The organism is Duganella zoogloeoides (genome assembly GCF_034479515.1).
GTDB lineage: Bacteria > Pseudomonadota > Gammaproteobacteria > Burkholderiales > Burkholderiaceae_D > Rugamonas > Rugamonas zoogloeoides.
The window spans coordinates 5,454,186-5,481,170 of sequence record NZ_CP140152.1 but is presented as its reverse complement, the minus strand read 5'-3'; the positions used below and the strand labels follow the sequence as shown (position 1 = coordinate 5,481,170).

The window sequence follows — 26,985 nt, the reverse complement described above, 5'->3', positions numbered from 1 at the left end:
GAAAGCGAATCGTGCACGACAGAAATACCTTTACACCGATACAGGCTCGACTTACTGTAGGAGTTCACTCTCGGGAGGCGCATGAACGCATTCCAGGCCCTGTTCGGCCCTCGTAATCCGCCGTTGATTGGTATTGACATCAGTACATCTTGCGTACGATTGGTGGAGCTGGCACAGGGCGCCAAGGACGAGTTGCGCCTCGAGCGTTATGCGGCCGAGGCGCTGCCGCGCGGCGCCGTGGTCGATGGCGCCATCGAGAACATGGACCAGGTGGTGGAAACCGTGCGCCGCGTGTGCAAGAAAAGCGGCACCCGCGCCAAGCTGGTAGCGCTGGGCATGCCGCCGGCGTCGGTGATCACCAAGAAAATCATCCTCGCTGCCGGGCTGTCGGAAGAACAACTGGAAATGCAGGTCGAGTCCGAAGCCAGCCAGTACATTCCGTTTGCGCTCGACGAAGTGAGCCTGGACTTCGACATCATCGGCCCCGCCAATTCGCCCGAAGATGTGGAAGTGATGCTGGCCGCGTCGCGCCGCGAAAAAATCGAGGACCGCGTGGCGATCGCCGAGGCATCCGGTTTGAAAGCGACGGTGATGGACATCGAATCATACGCCGCCCGCGCCGCGCTCGACCGCGTCACCGCGCTGATGCCCGAAGCCGGCGCCGGCCGCGTGGTGGCGCTGTTCCAGGTGGGCGCCCAGGTCACGCACATTTCCGTCATGCTCGACGGCGCCACCGTCTATGAGCGCGAGCAGCCGTTCGGCGGCAACTCGCTCACCCACGACATCGTGCGCGCCTATGGCATGGCGTTCGAGGAGGCCGAGGCGCGCAAGAAAGCCAACGACCTGCCCGAGACCTACGTGCCGGAGCTGCTCACGCCGTTCCTGGAAAGCGCGGTGATGGAAGTGACGCGTGCGATCCAGTTCTTTTATACGTCCACGCCCTACACGCGCATCGACCGGCTGTTCCTGGCCGGCGGCTGCGCCTTGCTGCCGGGGCTGCTGGACCTGATCGCCAGCCGCACCCGCATTGCCTGCGCGGTGGCGGCGCCCTTCAAGGGCATGCAACTGGGACCGACAGTGCGCGAATCGCAATTGCGCGTTGACGGTCCGGCGTATCTCGTGGCCTGCGGGCTGGCGTTGCGGAGGTTCGGCTGATGATACGTATCAACCTGCTGCCCCACCGCGAAGAAAAACGCAAGCAGAAGCAGGCCGCGTTCGTGGCGCTGCTGGCGCTGGGCGGCGTGGTGGGCGTGGCGGTGGTGCTGATGGTGGGGGCGTACAACGCACGGGCGATTTCGATCCAGGAAGAGCGCAACGGCGCGCTCACGTCGGCCATCGGAGAACTGGACAAAAAGATTGCCCGCATCGCCACCCTGAAGCAGGAAATCGAAGCACTGAAGGCGCGCCAGCAGGCAGTCGAGGACTTGCAGGGCGACCGCAACCAGCCGGTGTACCTGCTCGATGAGCTGGTCAAGCAAACCCCGGCCGGCGTGTATTTAAAAGGTTTCCGCCAGGAGGGGCAGAAGGTGACCGTCGACGGCTATGCGCAGTCGCAGGAGCGGGTGTCTGAACTGCTGCGCAACCTGGCCGGCGCGTCGCCGTGGCTGGAAAAACCGGAATTGATCGAAGTGAAGGCGGCGGCGCTGACGCAGGGGCGATTGGTGCGCAAGGTGGTCGAATTCAATTTGATCGTCAACATCCGCCGGCCGCGCGACAAGGACGTGGTGCAGCCCACGTCGCCGCCAGTCCCGGCGCCAACACCTTCAGCGGCGGGAGGGCAGGCTGGATGAAGAGCAAACCCAAGCGCCGCACCGGCCCCGACCTGGGCGAACTGGCCGCACGGTTCACCGCCCAGTTCCGCAACCTCAACCGCCGCCAGCCAGGCCAGTGGCCGCTGGCGCCGCGCGTGCTGTGCGCGGCCGGGGTGGCGGTGGCGATGATCGTGGCCGGCTATTTCGCGTACTGGAGCGGCCAGTTCGAGGTGGAGGAAGCGGGCGCCCAGGCCGAGGTGCGGCTGCGCGCGGAATACCGCCTCAAGACCGCCAAGGCCATCAACCTGGAAGCGTTGCAGGCGCAAAAGCTGCAAGTGGACCGCTATGTGGACCGCCTGCAGAAGCAGTTGCCGAGCAAGGCGGAGATGGCCGCGCTGCTGACCGATATCAACCAGGCCGGCTCCGGGCGCGGCCTGCAGTTCGAACTGTTCAAGCCGGCGCAGGTGGTGCTGCGCGACTACTACGCCGAGCTGCCGATCGACATCAAGGTTACCGGCACTTACCACGACATCGGCGCGTTTGCCGCCGACATGGCCAACCTGCCGCGCATCGTTACCCTCAACAACATGACGCTCAGCACCGGCAAGGACGGCGTACTGACGCTCGACGCCGTGGCCAAGACTTTCCGCTACCTCGATCCCGACGAAGTGCAGGCCCAGCGCAAGGCGGCTGACGCGAAAAAGAAAGCGGCCAAGCGATCATGAACCTGCGCTTCCTCCCATGCCTGTTAATGGTAATGCTGGCCGGCTGCGGCGACAGCGACGTGCAGGAAGTGCGCGCCTGGATGAAACAGGTCGATGCCGAGACCAGGGTGGGCGTGCCGCCGCTGGCCGAACCGAAGACGTTCATTCCGTTCGCCTACCAGCAAAAGGAGGTGCTCGATCCGTTCAACCCCGGCAAGCTGCTGGGCGAGCTGGCGCGGCAGGGGGCCGACGCTGGCGCGGGCGGCGGCGGGCTGGCGCCGGATCCCAAACGGCGCAGGGAACTGCTGGAAAACTATCCGCTCGATACCGTGAAAATGGTGGGCACCATGGAAATGAAAGGCACCATGTACGCCGTGCTGCAAATCGACCGCAATGTGTACAAGGTGGTCAAGGGGCAGTACCTGGGCCAGAACCATGGCGTCGTCACCGCCATCTCCGACAACACCGTGTCCATCCGCGAAGTCGTGCAGGACGCCACCGGCGACTGGGTCGAACACCTGGCTACGCTGGAACTACAGGAAAGCAAGGAGACTGCCAAATGATGGGTCGACTGTTTTTGTTGCTCTTGTTACTGTTCGCCGGCGGCGCGTCCCGCGCCCAGGACAGCAACGCCATCGACACGATTACCGCCAGCCAGAAGGGCGCCAGCCTGGTGGTGCGGATCGGGCTGGCGCAACCGCCCACGGCGTTGCCCACCGCGTTTGCCATCAGCAACCCGGCGCGCATCGCGCTCGACTTCGGCGCGATCAGCAACCGCACCGGCAAGACCGAGCATGACTTCGGCCTGGGCGACTTGCGCAACGTGCAAGTGGTGCAGGCAGGCGACCGCGCGCGGCTGCTGTTCAACCTGAATCGCAGCCTCGGCTACACCATGGCCATCGACGGCAAGGCCGTGGTGCTGACCCTCGATACCAGTGCGGGGGCGGCAAGCGCTGCCGCCTCGGCGGCCACTACCCAGGCCACCACCCAGGCCGCCGAGAAGCCGCTGTTGAAAGCCATCGATTTCCGCCGCGGCGACAACGGCGAGGGGCGGGTGGTGGTGGAACTGCCGCGCGGCGCGGCGGCCGATGTGCGGCAAACGCCCACTGGCGTGGTGGTCGATTTCATCGGCGCCGGTGCGCCGGAGCCGCTGCGGCGCCGGCTCGACGTCGGCGACTTCGGTACGCCGGTCGGTTTTGTCACCACGGTGCAGCAGGGGGACCATGCGCGCATGACCATCGAGGCGCGCGGCCTGTGGGAGCAGAGCGTGTACCAGAATGATGCGCAACTGGTGGTGGACGTGCGGCCGATCAAGGAAGATCCGCGCCGCATCGTGCAGGGGTCGCAAGGCTACCGCGGCGAAAAGTTGTCGTTCAATTTCCAGAACCTGGAAGTGCGCGCGGCGCTGCAAGTGATTGCCGATGTGTCGGGACTGAACATCATCACCAGCGATAGCGTGACCGGCAATTTGACCTTGCGCCTGAAAGACGTGCCGTGGGACCAAGCGCTGGAGGTGATCCTGCAGGCCAAGGGGCTGGACATGCGCAAGAACGGCTCGGTGCTGTGGATCGCGCCAAAAGAAGAGCTGCTCACCAAGGAAAAACTCGAACTCGAACAGCGCGCCCAGATCGCCGACCTCGAGCCGTTGAAGTCCGAAATCTTCCAATTGAATTACCAGAAGGCCGAGGCGTTCCGCACCGTGTTCGGCCTCGATGCGGCCGCCGGCGCCGGCAACCGCGTGCTGTCGCGGCGCGGCAGCGCCATCATCGAGCCCCGCACCAACCAGCTCTTCGTCACCGATACTGCGGCCAAGATCGAGGACGTGCGGCGCCTGATCGCCAAGACCGACGTCGCCACCAAGCAGGTGCTGATCGAGGCGCGCATCGTCGAGGCCAGCGACACGTTTACGCGCAACCTTGGGGCCAAGCTGGGCTTTTCCGACATGCGTACCGTGCGCGGCGGTAACTCCGGCTACCAGGTGGGCAGTGGCAACACCCGCGTGGGTATCGGTGGCAACATCACCGGCGTGGGCGAGGTGACGGGGCAGATCGCGCCCACCGCCAGCAGCTATAACAACACCCAGTTCGTCAACTTGCCGGCCGCCGGCATCAACGGCATCGACGCCGCCAGCCTGGCGCTGAGCCTGTTCTCGGCAGCCGACAACCGTTTCCTCAACCTGGAACTGTCGGCGCTGGAAGAAGATGGTACCGGCAAGATCGTCTCGAGCCCGCGCGTGATCACGGCCGACAAGGCGATGGCGCTGATCGAGCAGGGCATCGAGCTGCCGTACCAGGTGGCCACCAGCAGCGGCGCCACGTCGATCCAGTTCCGCAAGGCGAATTTACGGCTGGAAGTGACGCCACAGATCACCCCCGACGGCAACGTGGTGATCGAGGTCGATGTGAACAAGGACAGCGTGGGCCAGGAAACCCGGTCCGGCTTCGCCATCGACACCAAGCACATCAAGACCCAGGTGATGGTGGAAAACGGCGGCACGGTGGTGCTGGGCGGTATCTACCAGCAGACCGAGCGCAACTCGACCAGCAAGGTGCCGCTGCTGGGCGACGTGCCGGTGCTCGGCTACCTGTTCCGCACCACCGGCCGCACCAACGACAAGACCGAATTGCTGGTATTCATCACGCCAAAGATCGTCACCGACAAAGTCAAGTAACCGGGCCGCCAGGCTACACATCGAGGGATAGCGCATGGAACGCATGATTCGAATGAAAGGCATCATCGGCTGGCTGGCAGCGACCATCTTTGCAAGCTTGCTGGTCGGCTGCGGCGGCGGTGGCGGCTCGCCCGGCACGGTCGGCGGCGGCACCGTCACGCCGCCCACGACGTCAAAAGTAGCCAGCGTGGCGGTGCAGGCCAGTGCAAGCACCATCGCCTCGTCGGGCCTGGCCGGCACCGAGGTGACGCTGACGGCCATCGTCAAGGACAGCGGCGGCAATGCGCTGGTCGGCGAGACGGTCAGCTTTACCGCCAGTTCCGGCACCGTCAGCAGCACCAACCGCGTGACCGACACGGCGGGCCAGGTCGCGGAAAAACTCAGCGTGGCCGGCGACGCGTCGCTGCGCGTCATCACCGTCACGGCCAGCGCCGGCGGGCGCACGTCCGCGCCGGTACAGGTGGCGGTGGTCACCGCCGTGCCGTCGCTCTCGCTCACCACCGACAGCGGTAACCTGGCCTCGGCCGGCGTGGCCGGCAGCGAAGTGACCGTGGTGGCCCTGGTGCGCGACGCCAATAACACCGCGCTGCCCGGCGTGGTGGTGGACCTGAAAGCCGATTCCGGCAGCCTGACGTTGACCTCGCGCACCACCAACGCCCAGGGCATCGTCTCCGAAAAACTGAGCACCGGCGGCGACCCCGCTTCGCGCGCGATCCGCATCACCGCCAGCGCGGCAGGCGCCGCGTCCGTATCCACCGTGGTCAACGTGGCCGGCAACCGGCTTACCGTCAATGCGCCGTCCACCATCAACGCGGGTGCGGCTGCCGACGTTGCGGTCAAGCTGGTCGATTCGGCCGGCAATGCACTGGTCGGCAAGCCGGTGACATTCGCGTCGAATGCCAATGCGCTGACCGTCAAGGGCGGCGGCACGGCCGTGACCAACGCCGCCGGCCAGTTGATCCTGACCTACGCGGCCAGTGGCGGCAGCGCCGACGTGATCACCGTGCGCTCGCTGGGCGAGACGGCTTCGACGGCGATTGCGATCAACACGTCGAGTTTTGCCGTGCGCGTGCTCGATGGCGGCGGCAACGTGGTGACCAGCACCAATATCGGCAGTTGCCGCCAGGTGGCGGTGACCGGCGGATCCAGCGGTGACGTGACCATCAGCAGTTCGCGCGGCACCGTGTACGCCAATGCCGGCTGCACCGTGCCATTGAACGGCGCGCTGACGCTGGCCGGTGGCGCCGCCACCGCCTACATCGATGCCAACAGCCCGGGCGTGGCCACGCTGACGGCCCGCGCCGGCATCCTGGGCACCCAGTCCGACCTGGAATTCGTCGCGCCGCTCACCACCGCCTCGACCATCACCGTGCAGGCCGACCCAGCGGTGATCGGCGTCAACACGGCTGGCAGCATCACCCAGCAGGTCACGCTGCGCGCCGTGGTGCGCGACGGTCCGGCGCAGAACAACCCGGTCAAGAATGCCTTGGTGTCGTTCTCGATACAGTCCGACGCCAGCGGTGGCTCGCTCACCCAGCCGTCCGACGTGACCACCGCCGCCGACGGCTCGGCCACGGTGAGCTTCATTGCCGGCGCCACGGCCACCGCCACCAACGGCGTGCAGATCCGGGCGCGCATCGTGGGTGGGGGCGTGGTCAACAACAGCGCCACCGCCATGCTGACCGTGGCGCAGCGCTCGTTGTTCATCAGCGCCGGCACCGGCAACCTGGTCAGCACGCCCGACAGTTCCACCTACCAGCAGGACTACGCGGTGTTCGTGACCGATGCCGCCGGCAATGCGGTGTCTGGCGTGCGCCTGACCACGTCGGTGCTGCCGGTGAGCTATTTCAAAGGCATGTTCGAGTATATCGCCCCGGGACCATGGACCCAGCGGCAGCATACGCCATGCGACAACGAGGACCTGAACCGCAACGGCATCCTCGACGCCGGCGAGGATCTCAACGGCAATGGCAAGCTCGAGCCGGGCATCCCGGTGACCGTCACACCGGCCGTGACCACCGACGCCACCGGGCGCGCCACGGTGTCGCTCGTGTATCCGCGCGACCGCGCCAACTGGCTCGACGTGAACCTGACCGTGCGCGGGCAGGCAAATGGCAGCGAGTCGACGTACACCTCTCTGGTACACTTGCTAGGTTTGAGTAGCGATTACACAAACCAGAATGTCGCGCCGCCGGGCGCGGTCAGCCCATACGGGGTGGCGACGACGTGCAGCAACCCGCAATAGCCGCTCAATAACCGGCGCATGCGGGCGTCGGCGCCGCCCGCATTTAGTTGGATTTTGCATGCAAAATGTGTTTCTAGTCGGTTTGATGGGTGCTGGAAAGACCACCATCGGCCGCATCCTGGCCCGCAAGCTGGGGCTGCGCTTTGTCGACTCCGATCACGAGATCGAGGCGCGCACCGGCGCGTCGATCCCGTGGATCTTCGAGATCGAGGGCGAGCCGAGCTTTCGCCGCCGCGAAGCCGAGGTGATCCGCGAGCTGACCGGCCAGCAGGACCTGGTGCTGGCCACCGGCGGCGGCGCCGTGCTCGATCCCGACAACCGCGCCCACCTCAAGGCGCGCGGCATGGTGATTTACCTGCGCACCACCGTCAACAGCATCCTCCAGCGCACCGCGCACGACAAGAACCGGCCCCTGCTGCAGACCGCCGATCCGCGCAAGAAGCTCGAGGAGCTGATGGCGGTGCGCGATCCGCTGTACATGGAAATCGCCGATATCGTCATCGATACCGGCCGTCCTAACGTACAATCGATGGTCCTGACCATCCTGAATCAATTGGAAAAGCTGGCCTGCGAAGCCGCGCCCAACTGTTCCACCAGAGCCCAACCATCGATGAACGAAGAATCCACCATCCTGTTAAATGTTGACCTGGGCGAGCGCAGCTACCCGATTTCCATCGGTCCGTCGCTGCTGAACGACCCGTCGCTGCTGGCGCGCCATGTCAATGGCGGCAAGGTCGCCATCGTCACCAATACCACCGTCGCGCCGCTGTACCTCGAGCGCGTGGAGTCGGCGCTGCGCGCGGCCGGCAAGCAGGTGATGTCGGTGATCCTGCCCGACGGCGAGGAATTCAAGAACTGGGCCAGCCTGATGCAGATCTTCGACACCTTGCTGGCCAACAAGGCCGACCGCAAGACCACGCTGATTGCCTTGGGCGGCGGCGTGATCGGCGACCTGACCGGCTATGCGGCCGCCAGCTATATGCGTGGCGTCGATTTTATCCAGGTACCGACCACCTTGCTCTCGCAGGTCGATTCGTCGGTCGGCGGCAAGACCGGCATCAACCACCCGCTCGGCAAGAACATGATCGGCGCGTTCTACCAGCCGCGCGCGGTGATCGCCGACACATCCACCCTGGAAACCTTGCCCGACCGCGAACTGTCGGCCGGCCTGGCCGAGGTGATCAAGCACGGCGCCATCATCGACGCCGCCTTCTTCGACTGGATCGAAGCCAATATCGGCCTGCTGATGGCGCGCGACAAGGGCGCACTGGCGTATGCGATTGCCCGCTCGTGCGAAATCAAGGCCGACGTGGTGCGCCAGGACGAGCGCGAAGGCGGCCTGCGCGCCATCCTCAATTTCGGCCACACGTTCGGCCACGCCATCGAAGCCGGCCTCGGCTACGGTGAATGGTTGCATGGCGAAGCCGTCGGCTGCGGCATGGTGATGGCGGCCGATTTGTCGCAGCGCCTGGGCCTGGTCGATGCCGCGACCGTGGCGCGCGTGCGCGCGCTGGTCGCGGCTGCCGGTCTGCCGGTCAAGGCGCCCGACCTGGGCACCGCGCGCTGGCTCGAGCTGATGGAAGTGGACAAGAAGAACGAGGGCGGCGCCATCAAGTTCATCCTGCTCAAGCCGCTGGGCGCGCCCAGCATCACCAACGCGCCGCAGGAGTTGCTGATGGCGACGCTGGCGGCGCACGTTTAGGGGGAATCATGCTGCCCGAAGAGTATTTGGCCCCCTATGCCGCCCATTCGGCGGCGGCTGCTTCGGCCGGCGGCGGGCGGCGCTACCCGGAGGCTGCGCATTCGTCGCGCAGCCAGTTCCAGCGCGACCGCGACCGCATCATCCATTCGTCGGCGTTCCGCCGGCTCGAATACAAGACCCAGGTATTCCTCAACCACGAGGGAGATTTGTTCCGCACGCGCCTCACGCACAGCCTGGAAGTGGCGCAGGTGGGCCGCTCGATCGCGCGCAACCTGCGCCTGAACGAAGACCTGGTGGAAGCGATTTCGCTGGCGCACGATCTGGGCCACACGCCGTTCGGCCACGTGGGCCAGGACGTGCTCAACGACTGCATGAAGGACCACGGCGGCTTCGAGCACAACCTGCAAAGCCTGCGCGTGGTCGATGAACTCGAAGAACACTACGGCGCGTACAACGGCTTGAACCTGATGTTCGAAACCCGCGAGGGCATCCTCAAGCACTGCTCGCTGCACAATGCCCGCCTGCTGGGGCCGGTGGCAATCCGTTTTATTGAACGTACCCAGCCGTCGCTGGAAGCGCAACTGACCAACCTGGCCGACGAGATCGCGTACAACAGCCACGATATCGACGACGGCCTGCGCTCGGGCCTGATCACCATCGAGCAGTTGCAGCAGGTCGATTTCTTTGCGCGCCTGTACCGCGACGTGCAGCAGGCGTTCCCGGGCCTGACCGGGCGGCGCGCCATTTACGAAACCTTGCGGCGCCTGATCACGGCGCTGGCGGACGACCTGATTACCACGTCCAGCACCCTGATCGCCGACGTGGCGCCACGCTCGCTGGGCGACGTCAGGCAGGCGCCGCCGCTGATCCGTTTTTCCGACCCGATCCGCAAGGATGCGACCGAACTGAAACGCTTCCTGCGCGAAAACCTGTATCGCCATTACAAGGTCAACCGCATGCGCGTCAAGGCCAGCCGCATCGTGCGCGAGCTGTTCGATGCCTTCATGGCCGAACCGGTGCTGCTGCCGCCCGATTACCACGACAAGGAGGGGGATGCCGGCAGGCAGGCGCGCAAGATTGCCGACTACATCGCCGGCATGACCGACCGCTATGCGATCCGCGAACACCGGCGCCTGTTTTCGCTCGATGAGCTCTGACCTGGCGCAAGCTGGCGCCGCTTGACAGGCAAGGGTGTGCGGCAGATCATGAAGCTCACTCCACCCATCCACCTGCCTGAGGAGCTGTCATGGAAGCCGAAGTTGTCGAACGGTTCAAGGAAATGAAGCAAAACTTTTCCGACCAATGCAGCAGCAAGGTGGACGTTGCCACCTTGCGGGGCGAAATTGCTGCGCAGTTCGGACAGGTGTACGTTCGGTTTGCCGAGGTGGACGCTAAAATGACGCGCATGGAATCGAACCTCATCAAATGGTTTGTCGCCACCTCGTTTGCCTTGGTCAGCATCACCTTCGCCATCGCCCGCTATGTGCATTAAAAATCCATGCGCTGTTGTGCGGCCTTGCCGTCCCCTACCAATTCCAGCAACAGCTTCTTGATCGGCGCCGGCAGCGCCGCGTCCGCTAATTTTGCAGCATCGAGCCACACGTAGCCGCCCTCGGCCACCATGTCCAGCCGCCGCGCCAGCGTGATCCGGTACGGCGCGATGTGCAGCTTGTAGTGCGTGAAGACATGCGTCACGGTCGTCAACCGCTCGGCCGACTCCATCTCGCCAAATTTCCCTACCGCCTGTAACAGCAGCGCGTCGTCTGCCGCCGGCACATCGTCGTCCTCGGCCAGCAGGTGGCCGTCGAGTTCCGGCAGCGACAGCAGGCCGCCCCAGATGCCGGTGGGTGGACGCTGTTCGAGCAGCACCTGGCCGCCATCGATAATCGCCAGCATCACCGCGTGTTTTTCCGGCGAGATTTTTTTCGGCTTGCGCACCGGCAGTTCGCGGGTGCGGCCGGTGGCGTAGGCCACGCAGCGCGTTTGCATCGGGCAGCGTTCGCACGCGGGGCTGCTGCGGGTGCAGACGGTGGCGCCCAGGTCCATCAAGCCTTGCGTGTACGATTCGATGCCTTGCTCGGGCAGCAGGGCGACCGCGCGCAGCCACATCATTTCCTCGGTCTTGCGTTCGCCGGGAAAGGTGTCGATGCCGAACACGCGGGCAAACACGCGCTTGACGTTGCCATCCATGATGGCCGCACGGGTGCCGCTGGAAAACGCGGAAATTGCCGCAGCGGTGGAGCGGCCGATGCCGGGCAGGTCGGCCAGCAGCGCCGGGTCGGACGGAAATACGCCGTCGTACTCGTCGACGACGCGCTGCGCGCACTTGTGCAGGTTGCGCGCGCGGGTGTAATAACCGAGGCCGCTCCACTGTGCCATCACGTCTTCGACCGGCGCCGCTGCCAGGTCGCGCAAGGTGGGAAAGCGTTCCAGGAAGCGCGCGTAATAGCCGAGCACGGCTGAGACCTGGGTTTGCTGCAACATGATTTCGGACAGCCAGATCAGGTAGGCGTCGCGGGTGTTTTGCCACGGCAGCGCGTGGCGGCCGTGTTGTTGTTGCCAGGCGATCAGTGCATCGGAAAAGCTGGGGTCGGCGTAATGCTCTACTGCGGTGTACTTCATTGTGTCCTTGGGTATAAAAGTCTCAGGCGGCTTCGAGCGCCGGGTCTTCCTCAAGACCGGCCTCGATGGCGCAGGCGATGGCCGCCGCCAATTGTTGCAAATGCACTTTTTGAGCGTCGAGCGTGTGCTGGTCGCGTTCGTGTGCATCGATTTTCTGTTCCAGGCTGTCGGTGGCGTCGTGGATGCGCTGGATCGAGGCCTGCCGGTGTTTCAGCTGATCCTTGTGCTGGCGGATTTGCGCCTCCAGTGGCGCCATCACCACCTTGAGCCACGCGTCGGCATCGACGTTGGCCAACTTGAAGCAGCCGCGCACGCGCGAAGCGATGGTATCGAAAAATTTTTCCATCAGCACCACGCGGCTGGTGGTGATCAGGGTGGCTGTGCCGAACTGCTTGTAATAGATTGCCTCGATATTGGCGATCTCGTCGCGGTAGGGCGCCAGCGAAAACGGTAGCGGCAGTGCCAGGCTCATGCCGTGTTCGCTGGCAAAGCGGCGCACCATCACGCCCATCATCTCGCTCACTTCGGCGGTCTTGTGTTCGGCCGCGTCCAGGCGGGCGCGGATGCGCTCGAAGTACTGGCGCACGGCCTCGCGCACGCCGAGGAAAAAGCGGCTGCGCTGCATTTGCTCGCGCACCAGGTCGATATCGTCGCGCACGATGTCCATGCCGATGCTGGTGTACAGCTCGGTGGACAGGCGGGTAAACACCGCGCGCGTGGCTTGCAGCTTGAACAGGCTGGCGTCGAACTCGCGCTTTTCCACGTCGATGCGGCGCATCATGTGTTCGATCACGGTGCGGTTCTTGCCGCGCAGGCTGCGCAGTTCGTGCAACTGCTCGACAATGCCGCGCGCGCGGGCGGCAAGCATCGACGATTGCGCGGTACTGAGCGCCTGCAAGTCGTCGCGCAGCTGGCGCCGCACGATGTCCTGCTTGGCCGGGATCAGCTCGTCGAACAGGGCCGCTTCCAGCGCCTGCAGGCGGCTGCGCGCGAGCAGGGCGCCGTCGCCGTTAATCTTGGCTACCAGCGCCTTTTGCGCCGAGACCGGGAATACCTGGCGCGGTTCGAGCGCCAGCACCTGCGCCACGCTGGCCTGCTGGCGTGCGATCTCGTCGCTGACCTCGGTTTCGCTGCGCAACTCGTCCCACATGCTGTCGATCTTGTTCAGTACCACCATGCGGCCGGCACCGGCGCCGATATGGTTGCGCCACACCTCGATATCGCTGCGCGTCACGCCGGTGTCGGCGGCCAGGATGAACAGCACGGCATGGGCGTTGGGGATCAGGTTGAGCGTGAGCTCCGGCTCGGTGCCGATGGCGTTCAGGCCCGGCGTGTCGAGGATCACCAGTCCCTGTTTCAGCAGAGGATGGGGGAAATTGATGATGGCGTGGCGCCACAGCGAAATTTCCACCGTGCCGTGTTCGTCCACCGCATCGCGCAGGTCGGGATCTTCGTCGTCGTACAGGCCGTAGCGCCGCGCCTCCTCGACCGGTGCGCGGCGTGTCATGCTCACCTGCTTGAATACTTCGTGCATGTGGGCGCCGGCGTCGAGGTTGAGCGGCAGCACGGTCCAGGCGGCGGGCTGGTCGCGGTAGTCGCCGGTGGAGAGGTTGTCGGCACGGGTTTCGATCGGCAGCAGGCGCAGCGACGGCGCCAGCGCGGCATCGTACATCAGCTCGGTGGGGCACATGGTGGTGCGCCCGGCCGAGGACGGCAGGATGCGCTGGCCGTAGTCGGCAAAGAAGATGGCGTTGATCAGCTCCGACTTACCGCGTGAAAACTCGGCCACGAACGCCACCGACAGCTTGTCGTCGGCCAGCCGGGCCAGGGCGCGGGCGATGCGCTGCGCGGTGGCGGCGTCGAGCAGGGCGGCCTCGGCCACCCACGCCTGGTAGTGCTCCAGCGCGGTGACCACGCCCTGGCGCCAGGCGCTGTAGTGCTCGAAATCGCTGACCATCATCGGCTGTGCCTCGTTGTTGACAGTTACTTGGACAGTTACTTTTGGCAATTCACGCAATAAAAAGTGGAGCGCTGGCCCTGCTTGATCTGGCGCACCGGCGCCGCGCACACCTTGCACGGTACGCCTGCCCGATCATAGACGAAATATGTCTGCTGGAAGTAGCCGGACTGGCCATTGACGCTGATAAAGTCGCGCAAGGTGCTGCCGCCCTGGATGATGGCCTCGGCCAGGATCTCGCGGATCGCCTGCGCCAGCTTTTCATAACGCGCCAGGCTGATGCGACCAGCCGGGGTTTTCGGGTTGATGCCGGCCCGGAACAGGCTTTCCGACGCGTAGATATTGCCCACGCCCACCACGATATCGCCGGCCAGCAGCACCTGCTTGACGGGGGCGCTGCGGCCGCGCGTGCGGTCGTACAGCAGCTTGCCGGAAAAACCGTCTTCCAGCGGCTCCACGCCCAGCGCGCGCAGCAGGATATGGCTGTCCAGCGCGCCGTCGGCGTCGTCATGCCACAGCACGGCGCCGAAGCGGCGCGGATCTTTCATGCGCAGCACTTGCGGGCCGTCGGGGCTGGCAACCACCAGGTCGAAATGGTCGTGCTTTTCCGGTTCGATGCCGGCCGCCATTACCCGCAAATGGCCAGACATGCCCAGGTGGATGATCAGGGTGCCGTGCTCGAAATGCACGAGCAGGTATTTGCCGCGCCGGCCGGTGCCCAGCACGGTGCGGCCGGCCAGCAATTGCTGGAGTTGCTCGGGGAACGGCCAGCGCAGGCCGGCGCGGCGCAGCACCACGTCCTGCACGGCGCGGCCTTCGAGATGGGGCGCGACGCCGCGCCTGGTGACTTCCACTTCTGGTAATTCTGGCATCTGCTGGGCAAACCTCTCATGAATGGGGGAGGAAACTGGGTACGTCCAATATTTGGTTACACTAGTCAAAAGACGCAAGCCCCGGCTTGCGCGTAAAATCGAAGCGACCCCGTACACCAGCCAGGATGTTCCCTTGAAAAACGCTTTCGCCATTGTAACCCTCTCCGCCTTGCTGTCGGCGTGCGCCACGCAGCCGCCAGCGCCGGCCGACGCTGCGCCTGGGCCCGCCGCCACCCCGGTGCCGGAGTCCGCCGCTACAGACAATTCCGACAAGCAAGCAGACACGACGGCAGCGGACGCCATGCTGCCCAACAACGCGCTCACCGGCGACATCCTGTACCGCATCACCAAGGCCGAGCTGGAATTCAAGCAGGGCGAGTGGCAGGGACCGTTCGTGACCATGATGTCGCTGGCCCAGCAAACCCGCGATCCGCGCCTGGCCAAGCGCGCGGCCGACATGGCGCTGGTGGCCAAGCAGGGTAGCGAAGCGGTGGCCGCCATCCGCCTGTGGCGCAGCCTGGCGCCGGACTCGGACGAAGCAGCACAATATTTCCTCGGCTTTGCCATCGTCGGCAACGATCTCACCGAGGTCGAACCGATTTTCGCCAGGCGCCTGGCGCAGGCCCAGGGCCCGGCGCGCGTGGTGGCCATGTTCCAGATGCAGCAGCTGTTGCTGCGCGCCCAGGACAAGGCCGCCGCGTTCGCCTTGCAGGAACGCGTGCTGGCGCCGTACGACAACCTGGTGGAAAGCCATCTGATCCTGGCGCAGGGCGCTTTTGCGCTCAACGACGCCGCCCGCGCGCGCGCTGAGGCCGACAAAGCCGCCGCCATCGAACCATCATCCGAACTGGCCGCCATGACCCAGGCCCAGGTGTCCGGCGACATCGATGTGGCGCTCAAGGTGCTCAACAACTTCCTCGACAAATACCCGAAGGCGCGCGAAGCGCGGGCGGCGTTCGCCCGCGTGCTGATCGACGCCAAGCAACCGGAGTCGGCGCGCCAGCAATTCCTGGTCTTGCTCAAGGACCAGCCCGACAACCTGGCCACGCTGTACGCGCTGGGCGTGATGGGCATGCAGAACAACGATCTGGCCGGGGCAGAAATCTATTTCACCCGCTTCGTGGGCGTGCTCGAGCAGCAACCCGACGACGAGCGCGACCCGAGCAAGGTGCTGATGATCCTGGCGCAACTGGCCGAGCAGCGCGGCGACGCCGACGCCGCCATCAAGTGGCTCGACAAGGTCGACCGCAGCGACGAAAAACTGTACTTTGCCGCGCGCCTGAAGTGGGCGGTGCTGACCGCGCGCCAGGGCAAGTTAGAGGAAGCGCGCAAGGAACTGGCGCAACTGACCGCCAACGGTGCCGACGAACAGGCGCAGATCTTCCAGACCGACGCCCAGGTGCTGCGCGACGCCGGCGACACCACCACCGCCTTCATGGTGCTGCAAAACGCCATCAAGCGCTATCCCGACAATCCCGACCTGCTGTACGACTTTGCGCTCGGCGCCGAGAAAGTGGGGCAGGTGGAGCTGATGGAAACGGCGCTGCGCCAGGTAATGATTGCCGCGCCCGACAACCAGCACGCCTACAACGCGCTCGGCTACTCGCTGGCCGAGCGCAACGAGCGCCTGCCCGAAGCGTACGCGCTGGTCGAGCAAGCCCTGAAAATGGCGCCTGGCGATCCGTTCATCATGGACAGCATGGGTTGGGTACAATTCCGCATGGGCAATCTGGACGAAGCGGAAAACTACCTGCGCCGCGCCTACGCCGTGCGCAGCGATCCCGAGATTGCCGTGCACCTCGGTGAAGTACTGTTCGCCAAGGGAAATGTCGAAGGCGCCCGCAAACTGTGGCAGGAAGCCCATGGCAAGGATCCGAAGAACGACGCGCTCAAAAGCACGCTGGCGCGCCTCAACCAGAGCCTGAAGACCGATCAGGCCAACTAGAAACCACTTCAACGATGACTTTTACCTTTTTTCGCCGCGCCGCACCGGTGCTGGCCTTCGCTGCCGCACTGACCGTGCTGGCCGGCTGCGCGTCCGTGCCGCGCTCGGCTGCTACAGTGGCCGCTTACCAGGACGCAATTGAGCTCAACGGCCGCATCGCCATCAGCTTTATCCGTGATGGCAAGAAGGAAGCCATGAACGGCAACTTCAACTGGCAGCAAACCCCGTCCCGTACCGATGTCAGCCTGAACTCGCCGACCGGCCAGACCGTGGCCCGCATCAGCGTGACCGATCAAGCCGCCACCTTGCAGCAAAGCGGCCAGCCGCTGCGCACCGCGCCCGACCTCGACAGTCTCACGCGCCAGGCGCTGGGCTGGACCTTGCCCGTGGGCGGCCTGCGCGACTGGCTGCAAGGCCATGCCACCGACGCCGACGGCAAGCGCTTCACCGCCTCGCCGGCCAACGACAGCGTGGTCACGCGCGACGGCTGGAAGATCGACTACCTGGGCTGGCATGACGAAGCCGCCGCCGTGCCCAAGCCGCGCCGCATCGACGTCACGCGCCTGACGCTGGGCCAGCAGGTCGATGAGCTGTCGTTCCGTATCGTGCTCGATGCGCCAGCGTCATGAGCCGTCTGCTCAATTGCCCGGCCCCGGCCAAGCTCAACCTGTTCCTGCACGTGAACGGCCGCCGCGCCGATGGCTACCACTTGCTGCAAACCGTGTTCCAGATGGTCGATCACGGCGACACCCTGGATTTCACCCTGCGTGACGACACTGCGCTGCGCCGCGTGACGGAGCTGGCGGGGGTGCCGCAAGACAGCGACCTGGTCATTCGCGCCGCCAGGCTGCTGCAGGCCGAAGTACATCGCCGCACCGGCGCCTTGCCGCGCGGTGTCGATATCGCCATCGACAAGGTGCTGCCGATGGGCGGCGGCCTCGGTGGCGGCTCGTCCGACGCGGCCACCACGCTCATGGCCCTGAACGCCTTGTGGCATGCCGGCCTGACCCAGCGGGAACTGATGGCGCTGGGCTTGCCGCTGGGCGCCGATATCCCGTTTTTCATCTTTGGCCAGACCGCGTTTGCCGAAGGCGTGGGCGAACAATTGCAGGCGGTGGAGGCGCCGCAGTGTTGGTACATCGTCATCGAGCCAGGCGTGCAAGTGCCGACCCCGGCAATTTTTTCGTCAGAACGTTTGACAAGAGACACGCCGGTCATTAAGATAACGGACTTTTCCAGGCACCTTGAAAATCAAAACGATTCAAAGGGATTTGGCAGAAACGATTTACAACAAGTGGCAATGGAGTTGTTCCCGCCGGTGGCAGAAGCGGTAGAATGGCTCAGTGCTTACGGTGATGCCAGGATGACTGGCTCCGGTGCTTGTGTGTTTAGCGCGGTGGCAACCGAAACTGAAGCCGATGCGGTGCTTGCGAAAGCGCCAGCGAAGTGGAAAGTCTGGAAAGCCCGGTCGCTGAAACAGCATCCGATCATCGACATGTTGTGAGTGAGAAAAAAGATTTTGCTTTTCGTGAAAATGGCTGTATAATATCGGCCTGTAGCGACAAGTAGCAAGTTGCGTAGGGGAATCGCCAAGCTGGTTAAGGCACTGGATTTTGATTCCAGCATACCAAGGTTCGAATCCTTGTTCCCCTGCCATTCGTTTTATCTGGAACCGTCGAGGCACTAGTCTCCGGCCAGGTCAAGCAAAAATGCCGGCGCCCAGCGCGTCGCATTCAACTAATACAGCGTCACGCGGCTTCCGCTGGCGATCATCAAAAATTTCTTCTACTATCTCTGGGACTCCCAATGGCTTACGAAAACCTGATGGTTTTTACCGGCAACGCTAATCCTGCGTTGGCAGAAGGAGTCGCTAAAAATCTCGGTATTCCCCTCGGCAAAGCCAATGTTTCGAAATTCTCGGACGGCGAAGTCATGGTCGAGATTAACGAAAACGTGCGTGGTAAAGACGTCTTCGTGCTGCAGTCGACTTGCCAACCGACCAACGACAACCTGATGGAACTGATCCTGATGGTCGATGCGCTCAAGCGCGCGTCCGCTGGCCGTATCACCGCCGCCATTCCTTACTTTGGTTATGCCCGCCAGGATCGCCGCCCACGTTCGGCGCGCGTTGCGATCTCGGCCAAGGTCATCGCCAACATGCTGGAAAAAGCCGGTGTCGAGCGCGTCCTGATCATGGACTTGCACGCCGATCAAATCCAGGGTTTCTTCGATATCCCGGTGGACAATATCTACGCGTCGCCAATCCTGCTGGGCGACCTGCAGAAAAAGAACAACGAAGACTTGCTGGTGGTGTCCCCGGACGTCGGCGGCGTGGTCCGTGCCCGTGCGCTGGCCAAGCGCCTCGGTTGTGACCTGGCCATCATCGACAAGCGTCGTCCGAAAGCCAACGTTTCCGAAGTGATGAACATCATCGGCGAAGTCGAAGGCCGCAACTGCGTGATCATGGATGACATGGTCGATACCGCCGGCACCCTGGTCAAAGCTGCCGAAGTACTGAAAGAGCGCGGCGCCAAGAAAGTCGTGGCGTATTGCACCCACGCTGTGCTGTCTGGCCCGGCAATCGAGCGCATCACCAATTCGTCGCTGGACGAGCTGGTCGTGACCGACACGATTCCCCTGTCAGACGCAGCCAAGGCTTGCGGCAAGATCCGTCAACTGACGTGCGCGCCGCTGCTGGCCGAGACGTTCAAACGCATCATCAAGGGCGATTCCGTGATTTCGCTCTTCATCGACTAAGCCACGGCTCAGCGATCAGATTGACAGGCGGCGCACCCGGTTTACCGGTTGCGCCGCGCTGGTTTATACAGTTTTCCCAGTTTCATGAGCGCCAAGGCGCTCATTTTCGAAGCACCCTGGTCGCGGGGGCTTCATAACACGGGGCGCAAGCCCTGTAATTTTTGGAGTATCACATGAAAGTTGTTGCATTCAAACGCGAATTGCAAGGTTCCGGAGCGAGCCGCCGCCTGCGTAATTCGGGCCAAACCCCTGGCATCATCTACGGTGGCACCGAAGCCCCAGTGACCATCTCGCTGGACCACAATGCCCTGTACCACGCGCTGAAAAAAGAAGCGTTCCACTCGTCGATCCTGGATCTGGAAATCGACGGTAAAGTACAAAAAGTGCTGCTGCGCGACTTCCAAGTCCACGCATTCAAGCAACTGGTTCTGCACGCTGACTTCCAGCGCGTGACCGCTTCGGAAAAACTGCACGTGAAAGTGGCGCTGCACTTCGAAAACGCCGACATCTCGCCAGCAGTCAAACTGCACGGCGCGACCATCAGCCACGTGCTGAACGAAATCGAAATCGAATGCCTGCCAGCAGACCTGCCAGAATTCATCACCGTTGACCTGACCAACGTTGACGTCGGTACCTCGGTCCACGTAGCTGACCTGGCCCTGCCAAAAGGCGTGACCGCAGTTACCCACGGTAACGACCTGACCGTTGCTACCGCATCGGTACCAGCTGGCCAAGTTGCTGCTGAAGCTGCTGCTGAAGAGCCTAAGAAGTAATTCTTGACGCTTTACGCGTCATGGAAACCCTGCCAGCGTTCGTGCTGGCGGGGTTTTTTTTCGTTTGCGCGATAATCCCGTTTATTTGACTGAACACTATGCCCATCCGCCTCATCGTCGGCCTCGGCAATCCCGGCGCCGAATACGAACAAACCCGCCACAATGCCGGCTTCTGGCTGGTGGACAACCTTGCCAACAGCAGCGGCGCCCGCCTGCAGCGCGAGACCAAGTACAACGCGCTGATGGCCAAGACCTCGATCTCGGGCCAGGAAGTGTACCTGCTCGAACCGCAGACCTATATGAACCGCTCGGGCCAGTCGGTTGGCGGACTGTGCCGCTTCTTCAAGATCAACCCCGACGAAGTGCTGGTCGTGCACGACGAGCTGGACCTGATGCCCGGCATCGCGCGCCTGAAAAAAGGCGGTTCGGCCGGCGGCCACAATGGTTTGAAAGACATTACCGCCGCGCTCGGCACCCAGGACTACTGGCGTTTGCGCCTCGGCATCGGCCACCCGCGCACCTTGAGCCTGCAACAGCAGGTGGCCGACTTCGTGCTGCACCGTCCGCGCCGCGAAGACCAGGACCTGATCGAGCAGGCGATCGATAAATCGTTGCTGGTCATGCCGTCCATTATCGAGGGCAAGTTCGAAGCGGCCACCATGAAGTTGCATACGGCCTAAGCTGCGATGGTATGCTGGAGGAATCTTTCTCCAGATGAGGACACCATCGATGACACTCCGCCCGCTTGCCGCCTTGTTCGCTTCCATGCTGGTATTGCCAGCCTTCGCCCAGGATAACGGCGCGGTCGCCGCCAACATCGACGCCATGTATCCCAAGCTCGATGCGATCTACAAGGACTTGCACGCCCATCCCGAACTGGCGTTCCAGGAACTGCGCACGGCTGCCAAGCTGGCGGCCGAGATGCGCGCGATCGGCTTCGAGGTGACGGAAAAGGTGGGCAAGACCGGCATCGTTGCCATTTACAAGAATGGCCCCGGCCCGACCGTGCTGGTGCGCACCGAGATGGACGGCTTGCCGATGGAAGAAAAATCGGGCTTCGACTATTCCAGCCGCGCCCACGCCCAGCTCGACGGCAAGGACACCATGGTGGCCCACAGCTGCGGCCACGACGTCCACATGACGGCCTGGCTGGCCACGGCGCGCACGCTGGTGGCGCTCAAATCCCGGTGGAAGGGTACCTTGATGTTCATCGGCCAGCCGGCCGAGGAAATCGTCTCGGGCGCCAAGGCCATGATCAATGACGGCCTGTTTACCCGTTTCGGCAAGCCGGACTACGCGTTCGCGCTGCACTCGTGGCCGCACGCCTACGGTACCATCGGCTATAACAGCGGACCGGTGTCATCGAACTCGGACGCCATCGAAATCACCTTCAAAGGCCGGGGCGGCCATGGCTCGGCGCCGGACAAGGCGGTCGATCCGGTGATGATCGCCGCGCGCTTCGTGGTCGATGTGCAGACCGTGATCAGCCGCGAAAAAGATCCCAAGGAATTCGGCGTGGTGACCATCGGCGCCATCAACGGCGGCAGCGTGGGCAACATCATTCCCGACAGCGTCAAGGTGCGCGGCACCATCCGCAGCTACACCCCGCAAGTGCGCGAAAAAATCCTGGCCGGCGGGCGCCGCACGGCGATTGCCTCGGCCGCCATGGCCGACGCACCCGCGCCGGACGTGGAACTGATTCCGGGCGGCGCGGCCATCATCAACGATGAAAAACTGGTGGCGCGCACCGAGGGCGTGCTGAAACAGGCGTTTGGCGACGACAAGGTATGGCGCATGCCGGCCATGACCGCCAGCGAAGATTTCTCGCAGTTCGCCAACGCCGGCATTCCGGCCATGTTCTTCTTCACCGGCGTATATTCGCCGGAAGCGGTGGCCGAAGCCGAAAAGCCCGGCGGCAAGCCGATCGCCTTCAACCACTCGCCGTATTACGCGCCGGTGCCGGAGCCGTCGATCAAGACCGCCGCCCGCGCCATGACGCTGGCCGTCATCAACGTGCTGGCCAAGTAAGCTTAAAAACCTCCAGAGCAAGTCGCAGCGACGAAGACAGTACGCCAGTACGGCGAGGCGCTGCAACGCCGCTACTGCGTTTGGCAAAAACCTCCAGAGCAAGGCGCTGCAACGCCGCTACTGCGTTTGGCAAAAACCTCCAGAGCAAGGCGCAGCGACGAAGACAGTACGACTGTACGGCGAGGCGCTGCAACGCCGCTATGGAGGTTTTTCAGGGTTGAGGTTTCTGGCGCAGCAGGCACCAGACCATGGCCGCCAATATGCCGGTCCCCAGCAACAGCGTCCCCCACAACACCAGCAGCCGATTGCGTGCGCCGGCATCGTCGTCTGGCGGCACCGCCGCCGCGCCTTGCTGCGCGATGGCCGGCCCGGCGGTAGCTTGGCCGAGCTGGCGCAATTCCAGGTCACTGAAACCCGGCGCCACCTGTGCCAAAGGACGGCTGGTGGCGGGCGCGCGGTCGTGTCCCACCGCCAGCGTGTACGGCGCGTTGCCGCTGGCCAGGAATACCAGCGTGGCCGGTTGCCAGCCCACCTTCAATACCGGCTTGACTGTCACTGCCGCCTCGGTGCGCAGCACCCAGTGCGGCGCGTGCATTGGCGTCACGGCCAGGTCGCCCGAGCTGCGCGCCTGGCCATCCTGCGTGATGCGATAAAAAGTGGTGTTGACGATGGGCGCGAAGCGGCGGGTGGCTGCGCCGGCCTGGCGCGTGGGCACGCTGTAGTACACGCCCAGTTGCGCGGGCAGTGCGATATTGGTCTCGCTGAACTGCACGCCGATGGTGGCAGGCGCAATAGCTGGCGGCATGGCGTACACCAGGTCTTGCGGCCGGTCGCCGGTGCCGGGCTGCAGCAGCAATTGCTCATTCGGCAGGGCGGTGCTGGTGCGCACCGGCTGTTCGGCCACGATGGCGGAGAAGAGCAACGGCGTGCCGCTGCGCCAGGTCAGGCGCGCGTAGCGGAATGGTCTGGCTTCAAAGGTCAGCCGGTCGTTGGCCAGGGTTTGCTGATCCTGGTTGACCAGCCAGTTCAGCTCGGCTGCGCCAACGGCATCCCAGCGCTTCAAGTCGTTGCTTGTTTCCAGCCAGACCTGGGCGCTGTAGTCACGTTGGTCCGGCGGCAAGGTGAAGCGCAGCGCATCGATTGCTGGTGTTGTCTCCTGCGCCGCGCGCGGCTTGCCGAGATCGAGTATCAACCCCGTCAGGCGCGTGGATTCGGCCGCAGCTTCCTGGCCGCCTTGCTCAGGACGCACCTTGACCGACAGCAGCCGGCCATCGGGCGCGGTGCTGACATCGAGGTCGAGCTGCGACGACTGGCTACCTGCCGCCGCCATCAGCGGAAAGATCGTCAGCGGCAAGTCCTTGTGGCCGATGTTGTCTGCCGCCACCGGTTCCTGCAACGCGAACGGTTGCGGTACGCCGTTGGCGTCGAACACGCGCACATCGTCGAGCAGAGGAGAGCGCGCATGCAGATACACATCGCGTGGCAGGCGCAGCTGCAGCACGCCCTGCTTTGCGCTGAAGGCCAGCGGCAGCAGGTGCGTGTAATTGCCGGGCCTGTCGCTTGCGGGTTCACTGGTGGCCATGGCAAGGGCGCTGGCCAGGCAGGCGGCGCCGATCAGGAATGTTTTCATGCGGTCTGCGCCTGTGGTTCGGCTGGTTCGGACTGGGGGAAAGGCGCCAGGTAGCCGATGCCCACCATCAGCGCACCCACGCCGAGGAACGAGACGATGCGCTCCACGCCGCCGATATTGGACAAGTCCACCAGGAACAGCTTGGCCACCACCATCCCCAGCAGCGCTGCGCCGATGATCCAGACCGGGCGCATGGCGCGCCGTGCCGCGTAGCGCATCAGCAGCAGCGCGGTCACGCTCCATACCAGCGACAGCATCGCCTGCACGAACTGCGACGCGAACATGCTGGCGAACTCGTACGGCACCGCCAGGTAGTGCGATACCGTGCGCAGCAGCGCCAGGTTGAACCAGGCGTAGCCGAGCAGGGCAACGACCAGCGGCAGCGGCGCCATCCAGCCGGCCGGCCAGCCCGCCGGACCACGCGTGGGCGGCGCTTGCAGGCGGTGGCAGGCCAGCAGCAACAGCAAGGCGAAGCAGGTACTGAGGTCGAGCGGATTGAGCAGCGGCAGGTAGGGCAGCGGCGCCATGGCGCCATCCTGCGTCAGGTTCCACGCGGCGACCAGCAACGCCGACCAGGCGCATCCGGCCGGGATCAGGCGGCTGCGGTACCAAGGCGCGATCGGCGCCACCGGCCAGGCGTCCTGGCGGCTGCGTTGCATCAGCCAGGCGATGGCCGCCATCATCAGCCACGACGGCACGAAGCGTGCCCAACTGGCGCTGGTGCCCCAGTCGGCAATCAAGGCCTCGCCGCCGGCGCCAGCCAGCCACCGGCCAATCAGGTGGGCGACGACCGGCCAGATCATCAACCACGGACCTGCGGTGCGCACGATGTGGAGCACGCGCAGCGCCAACGGGCGCATTGCCCAGCCTTGACGCGGCCACGCCACCAGCAGCCACTCGCCGGCCAGCCACAGTGCGGCAAAAGCGATCCAGGTTTCGACGCGGGGCAGGCGTGATGCATTGTCGTACAGGTCCACCAGCATCAGCAACGTGGCGCCGGTGAGCGCCAGCCACACAGGCGCAGCGAACCACCGCAGGGACGGCCAGCGCAGGCGGTGCGCAAACCGGACCGCCGCCAGCGCAGTGCACGCCAGCAGCAAGCTGTAAGCGCACAGCTGCAAACTGGCATCGAGTCCCTCGTCGGTCGGATACCGTTGGGGGAACAGGCCGGCATAGTGGCCGGCCAGCCAGCTTGCCAGGTTCGGCGCCGCCAGGCAGAACCACCACAGGGCCGACCAAGTCAGCGTCAGCCGGTAAATCGTGGTGAGGTCGGTCGTGCTGGTGCTTGCCTCGCGACGGCGCCACAGCGCCCAGCTGCTGAACAGCGCCGCGCCGACGATCATCAGGGCGCCAAGCAGGGGGCGCTCGAGCAGCGATGGCGCGGCGCCGCTGCCATACCAGCCGGAAACCGCCAGTTGCAGCAGCTTGAACCCCGCTACTGCCTGCACCGCCAGCGCGATACCGCCAGCCAGCGGCCAGGCCATCTTGCGGGCAACGAGGTACAGGCCAATTACAGCGATCATGGCGCTGCCGACCAGCAGCGTGCCCTGGCGGTTTTCCACCACCCGCAGCAGGATTTCAGTCCAGGCGCCCGCCACCAGCCAGCCCGTGGCAAATACCAGGAACACCCCGGCCAGCAAGGCGAAACTGTCGTTGTCCTCGGCGGCCATGTGGGCGCGGAAACGGGTGGCCATCAGGAAAGCGGAGACCGCCAGCAGCAGGAAGCCGAGCCACAGGTTGGCGTCGAGCGCATCGACCGGCGAGAGGCCCATGGCCGAACCGAGGAACGATATCCAGGCGCCTGCCTGCACCAGCAGCCCGAACATCCACGCCAGCTTTTGTTGCTGGCGCAAGCCGATCCAGACGATGCCGGCGCCTTCCAGCGCCCAGGCGGCCGACGTCCAGCGGCCGTCGAGCGCGAACGGAATAGCCAGGGTGCCGAACACGATGCCCAGCGCCAGGAAGGAATCGGCCAGCAAGGCATAGCGCTGCGCGTGCTGCTGGCAGCGCAGCGCGGTCGCCAGCGCCACGTAGAACAAGCCCAGCGCCAGGGCGGAATAGGCGACGCCGAAGTCGAAGCCGCTTACCAGGCTGAACTGCAAGCCGAAGGCCAGCATCGGCGTGCCGAACACCAGCGTGCCGTCCACGTAGTGCTTGAGCCGCACCGACTGCTGGCGCGCATACGCCAGCGGGATCGACACGTAGAAGGCGAAGAACAGCAGCAGGAACAACTGCACCGACACGTAGTTCTCTGGCGTGTAGCGCAGCACGCCCCAGGCGGTGGCGATGCTGAAGGTAAAGGCAAAGCCGAGCAGATTGAGCGGCCGCCACGACCGCGACAGCGCCAGGGCCAGCACGCCGCCATTAAGCAGCGCATAGTAGGAAAACAGGCCGATATGGCTGCCGCCGCCGCTGGACGCCAGGATCGGCGTGGCAAAGCCGCCGGCGATGCCGAAGATGGCCAGCCACATGGCGTTTTGCAATACCGCCAGCAGGCAGGTGAACACGGTCAACACCAGCAGCAGCGCAAAGGCCATGGCGGCGGGAATCAGGTGATAAACGCGGAAGGCGCCGAAGGTGACCAGCATCAGCACCGCCAGCGCCGCGCCCTGGACCGGCAGGCTGATCGCCGGCCGTTTGATGCGGATGCGCCAGCCCCAGGTCAGCACCGCCAGGTCGGCCAGCACGATGGCGGCCAGGCGTAGTTCGATCGGCAGCGTGACGCGCGCTGCCGTGTATTTGAGCAGGAAGCTGACGCCGATGAACAGGATCAGCAGGCCGAGCTTGGCCACGAGGTTGCCGCCGAACAGCCAGGCTTTGGCGGTCACCAGCCATTGCGGTGCCGGTTGCGGGGCGCGCGCAGCAGGTGGGACGAAGACGGGAGGAGATGCAGTCGGTGCGATGGTGGACCGCGCGGCGGTAGCCGGGGCTGGCACGGGGCGTGCCGCTGATGCCGGCACAGGTATCGGTAAAGGTACTGCGACCTGTGCTGCAACCGGCGCCAGTATTGGTACAGGCTCGGTGGCCGGCGGTGAAGCGGGCGGTGGTGATGTCGGCGCTGTAGCCGACGCTGGCGCAGTTGCCGGCACCGACGCAGGTACAGGCACTGGCACCGCCGAGGGTTGTGACTGGCGTGGCGCCGGTGGCGCTACCACCGCCTCCGGCGGCGCCGTGGCCGGTTGCTGAACAGGGAGGTGGTTGCCGCGCAAGGCAATGACCTCCGCGCGCAATTCATCGATCAGCTTGCGCAAGTAGCGCGTTTCGCCGCGCGCGCGCCAGGCGATATTGAACGTCACCAGGCCAAAAACAAGCAGCACAAATTCCATGG

21 protein-coding genes and 1 tRNA gene are annotated in these 26,985 nt (G+C 64.5%); 17 read left to right on the top strand and 5 right to left on the bottom strand.

Features of this window, described 5'->3' with window-relative positions; all coding sequences use genetic code 11:
• Positions 1–81: 81 nt before the first annotated feature.
• The 9 genes from SR858_RS24080 to SR858_RS24040 all read left to right on the top strand — a co-directional run bounded on the left by SR858_RS24080 (position 82) and on the right by SR858_RS24040 (position 10,565).
• Positions 82–1,155, top strand: a complete 1,074-nt coding sequence (locus SR858_RS24080) for a pilus assembly protein PilM (protein WP_026637571.1) — start codon at positions 82–84, stop codon at positions 1,153–1,155.
• On the top strand, positions 1,155–1,790 hold the full coding sequence (locus tag SR858_RS24075) for a PilN domain-containing protein (RefSeq protein ID WP_019923442.1): 636 nt from the start codon (positions 1,155–1,157) through the stop codon (positions 1,788–1,790). Before SR858_RS24080 ends, SR858_RS24075 begins: the two co-directional genes overlap by 1 nt.
• Positions 1,787–2,476, top strand: coding sequence for a type IV pilus inner membrane component PilO (locus SR858_RS24070; protein ID WP_019923441.1), 690 nt, complete (start codon positions 1,787–1,789; stop codon positions 2,474–2,476). The genes SR858_RS24075 and SR858_RS24070 overlap by 4 nt, the downstream gene beginning before the upstream one ends.
• Positions 2,473–3,018, top strand: coding sequence for a pilus assembly protein PilP (locus SR858_RS24065; protein WP_040378006.1), 546 nt, complete (start codon positions 2,473–2,475; stop codon positions 3,016–3,018). The genes SR858_RS24070 and SR858_RS24065 overlap by 4 nt, the downstream gene beginning before the upstream one ends.
• On the top strand, positions 3,015–5,126 hold the full coding sequence (locus SR858_RS24060; RefSeq protein ID WP_019923439.1) for a type IV pilus secretin PilQ: 2,112 nt from the start codon (positions 3,015–3,017) through the stop codon (positions 5,124–5,126). The genes SR858_RS24065 and SR858_RS24060 overlap by 4 nt, the downstream gene beginning before the upstream one ends.
• Positions 5,127–5,160: 34 nt before the next feature.
• A complete protein-coding gene (locus SR858_RS24055) occupies positions 5,161–7,371 on the top strand; it encodes a beta strand repeat-containing protein (protein WP_322534059.1) in 2,211 nt (736 codons plus the stop codon).
• A 58-nt stretch (positions 7,372–7,429) separates the two neighbouring features.
• Positions 7,430–9,073 (top strand): bifunctional shikimate kinase/3-dehydroquinate synthase AroKB, encoded by a 1,644-nt coding sequence (gene aroKB, locus SR858_RS24050; RefSeq protein WP_084670092.1) that lies wholly within the window; start codon positions 7,430–7,432, stop codon positions 9,071–9,073.
• An 8-nt stretch (positions 9,074–9,081) separates the two neighbouring features.
• Positions 9,082–10,230: a deoxyguanosinetriphosphate triphosphohydrolase gene (locus tag SR858_RS24045; protein ID WP_019923436.1), complete on the top strand. Its 1,149-nt coding sequence runs from the start codon at positions 9,082–9,084 to the stop codon at positions 10,228–10,230.
• An 89-nt stretch (positions 10,231–10,319) separates the two neighbouring features.
• Positions 10,320–10,565, top strand: a complete 246-nt coding sequence (locus tag SR858_RS24040) for a hypothetical protein (protein WP_019923435.1) — start codon at positions 10,320–10,322, stop codon at positions 10,563–10,565.
• Here SR858_RS24040 and mutY read toward each other — a convergent pair.
• The 3 genes from mutY to mutM are packed head-to-tail and all read right to left on the bottom strand — an operon-like array spanning position 10,562 to position 14,524.
• The gene (gene mutY / locus SR858_RS24035) at positions 10,562–11,695 is read right to left on the bottom strand and encodes an A/G-specific adenine glycosylase (RefSeq protein ID WP_019923434.1); all 1,134 of its coding nucleotides are present in this window, start codon (positions 11,693–11,695) and stop codon (positions 10,562–10,564) included. The two genes, SR858_RS24040 and mutY, sit on opposite strands and share 4 nt — an antisense overlap.
• Positions 11,696–11,717: 22 nt before the next feature.
• On the bottom strand, positions 11,718–13,652 hold the full coding sequence (locus tag SR858_RS24030) for a dynamin family protein (protein ID WP_026637568.1): 1,935 nt from the start codon (positions 13,650–13,652) through the stop codon (positions 11,718–11,720).
• Positions 13,653–13,690: 38 nt separating this feature from the next.
• The gene (gene mutM / locus SR858_RS24025; RefSeq protein WP_026637567.1) at positions 13,691–14,524 is read right to left on the bottom strand and encodes a bifunctional DNA-formamidopyrimidine glycosylase/DNA-(apurinic or apyrimidinic site) lyase; all 834 of its coding nucleotides are present in this window, start codon (positions 14,522–14,524) and stop codon (positions 13,691–13,693) included.
• Between the two features lie 169 nt (positions 14,525–14,693).
• Between mutM and SR858_RS24020 the strand changes: the two genes are divergently transcribed.
• From SR858_RS24020 to SR858_RS23985, 8 genes are all read left to right on the top strand, one after another.
• Positions 14,694–16,469 carry a tetratricopeptide repeat protein gene (locus SR858_RS24020; protein ID WP_019923431.1) on the top strand — a complete coding sequence of 592 codons (1,776 nt, stop codon included), beginning with the start codon at positions 14,694–14,696 and terminating at the stop codon, positions 16,467–16,469.
• Positions 16,470–16,483: 14 nt separating this feature from the next.
• Positions 16,484–17,098 carry a lipoprotein insertase outer membrane protein LolB gene (gene lolB, locus SR858_RS24015; RefSeq protein ID WP_019923430.1) on the top strand — a complete coding sequence of 205 codons (615 nt, stop codon included), beginning with the start codon at positions 16,484–16,486 and terminating at the stop codon, positions 17,096–17,098.
• The gene (gene ispE / locus SR858_RS24010) at positions 17,095–17,973 is read left to right on the top strand and encodes a 4-(cytidine 5'-diphospho)-2-C-methyl-D-erythritol kinase (RefSeq protein ID WP_019923429.1); all 879 of its coding nucleotides are present in this window, start codon (positions 17,095–17,097) and stop codon (positions 17,971–17,973) included. Before lolB ends, ispE begins: the two co-directional genes overlap by 4 nt.
• 75 nt (positions 17,974–18,048) lie before the next feature.
• Positions 18,049–18,125: transfer RNA gene (locus SR858_RS24005), tRNA-Gln, on the top strand.
• Positions 18,126–18,275: 150 nt separating this feature from the next.
• Positions 18,276–19,226 carry a ribose-phosphate pyrophosphokinase gene (locus tag SR858_RS24000; RefSeq protein ID WP_019923428.1) on the top strand — a complete coding sequence of 317 codons (951 nt, stop codon included), beginning with the start codon at positions 18,276–18,278 and terminating at the stop codon, positions 19,224–19,226.
• Between the two features lie 173 nt (positions 19,227–19,399).
• Positions 19,400–19,999 carry a 50S ribosomal protein L25/general stress protein Ctc gene (locus tag SR858_RS23995; RefSeq protein WP_019923427.1) on the top strand — a complete coding sequence of 200 codons (600 nt, stop codon included), beginning with the start codon at positions 19,400–19,402 and terminating at the stop codon, positions 19,997–19,999.
• Positions 20,000–20,097: 98 nt separating this feature from the next.
• The gene (gene pth, locus SR858_RS23990) at positions 20,098–20,679 is read left to right on the top strand and encodes an aminoacyl-tRNA hydrolase (protein ID WP_019923426.1); all 582 of its coding nucleotides are present in this window, start codon (positions 20,098–20,100) and stop codon (positions 20,677–20,679) included.
• A 49-nt stretch (positions 20,680–20,728) separates the two neighbouring features.
• The gene (locus SR858_RS23985; protein ID WP_019923425.1) at positions 20,729–22,027 is read left to right on the top strand and encodes an amidohydrolase; all 1,299 of its coding nucleotides are present in this window, start codon (positions 20,729–20,731) and stop codon (positions 22,025–22,027) included.
• Positions 22,028–22,238: 211 nt separating this feature from the next.
• On the opposite strand, the gene SR858_RS23980 is transcribed toward SR858_RS23985, so the two are convergent.
• Complete coding sequence (locus SR858_RS23980) at positions 22,239–23,657, bottom strand: DUF3999 family protein (RefSeq protein WP_019923424.1); 1,419 nt, start codon at positions 23,655–23,657, stop codon at positions 22,239–22,241.
• On the bottom strand, positions 23,654–26,983 hold the full coding sequence (locus SR858_RS23975; RefSeq protein ID WP_040378004.1) for a DUF2339 domain-containing protein: 3,330 nt from the start codon (positions 26,981–26,983) through the stop codon (positions 23,654–23,656). Before SR858_RS23975 ends, SR858_RS23980 begins: the two co-directional genes overlap by 4 nt.
• Between the last annotated feature and the right edge of the window lie 2 nt (positions 26,984–26,985).

Coding starts and splice junctions, on each gene's coding strand:
- SR858_RS24060 (WP_019923439.1), top strand. CDS start 3,015: ATGATGGGTCGACTGTTTTTGTTGCTCTTGTTACTGTTCGCCGGCGGC.
- ispE (WP_019923429.1), top strand. CDS start 17,095: ATGAGCCGTCTGCTCAATTGCCCGGCCCCGGCCAAGCTCAACCTGTTC.
- SR858_RS24030 (WP_026637568.1), bottom strand. CDS start 13,652: ATGGTCAGCGATTTCGAGCACTACAGCGCCTGGCGCCAGGGCGTGGTC.
- SR858_RS23995 (WP_019923427.1), top strand. CDS start 19,400: ATGAAAGTTGTTGCATTCAAACGCGAATTGCAAGGTTCCGGAGCGAGC.
- SR858_RS23980 (WP_019923424.1), bottom strand. CDS start 23,657: ATGAAAACATTCCTGATCGGCGCCGCCTGCCTGGCCAGCGCCCTTGCC.
- SR858_RS24075 (WP_019923442.1), top strand. CDS start 1,155: ATGATACGTATCAACCTGCTGCCCCACCGCGAAGAAAAACGCAAGCAG.
- lolB (WP_019923430.1), top strand. CDS start 16,484: ATGACTTTTACCTTTTTTCGCCGCGCCGCACCGGTGCTGGCCTTCGCT.
- SR858_RS23985 (WP_019923425.1), top strand. CDS start 20,729: ATGACACTCCGCCCGCTTGCCGCCTTGTTCGCTTCCATGCTGGTATTG.
- SR858_RS24065 (WP_040378006.1), top strand. CDS start 2,473: ATGAACCTGCGCTTCCTCCCATGCCTGTTAATGGTAATGCTGGCCGGC.
- pth (WP_019923426.1), top strand. CDS start 20,098: ATGCCCATCCGCCTCATCGTCGGCCTCGGCAATCCCGGCGCCGAATAC.
- aroKB (WP_084670092.1), top strand. CDS start 7,430: ATGCAAAATGTGTTTCTAGTCGGTTTGATGGGTGCTGGAAAGACCACC.
- SR858_RS23975 (WP_040378004.1), bottom strand. CDS start 26,983: ATGGAATTTGTGCTGCTTGTTTTTGGCCTGGTGACGTTCAATATCGCC.
- SR858_RS24055 (WP_322534059.1), top strand. CDS start 5,161: ATGGAACGCATGATTCGAATGAAAGGCATCATCGGCTGGCTGGCAGCG.
- mutM (WP_026637567.1), bottom strand. CDS start 14,524: ATGCCAGAATTACCAGAAGTGGAAGTCACCAGGCGCGGCGTCGCGCCC.
- SR858_RS24045 (WP_019923436.1), top strand. CDS start 9,082: ATGCTGCCCGAAGAGTATTTGGCCCCCTATGCCGCCCATTCGGCGGCG.
- SR858_RS24040 (WP_019923435.1), top strand. CDS start 10,320: ATGGAAGCCGAAGTTGTCGAACGGTTCAAGGAAATGAAGCAAAACTTT.
- SR858_RS24080 (WP_026637571.1), top strand. CDS start 82: ATGAACGCATTCCAGGCCCTGTTCGGCCCTCGTAATCCGCCGTTGATT.
- SR858_RS24070 (WP_019923441.1), top strand. CDS start 1,787: ATGAAGAGCAAACCCAAGCGCCGCACCGGCCCCGACCTGGGCGAACTG.
- mutY (WP_019923434.1), bottom strand. CDS start 11,695: ATGAAGTACACCGCAGTAGAGCATTACGCCGACCCCAGCTTTTCCGAT.
- SR858_RS24000 (WP_019923428.1), top strand. CDS start 18,276: ATGGCTTACGAAAACCTGATGGTTTTTACCGGCAACGCTAATCCTGCG.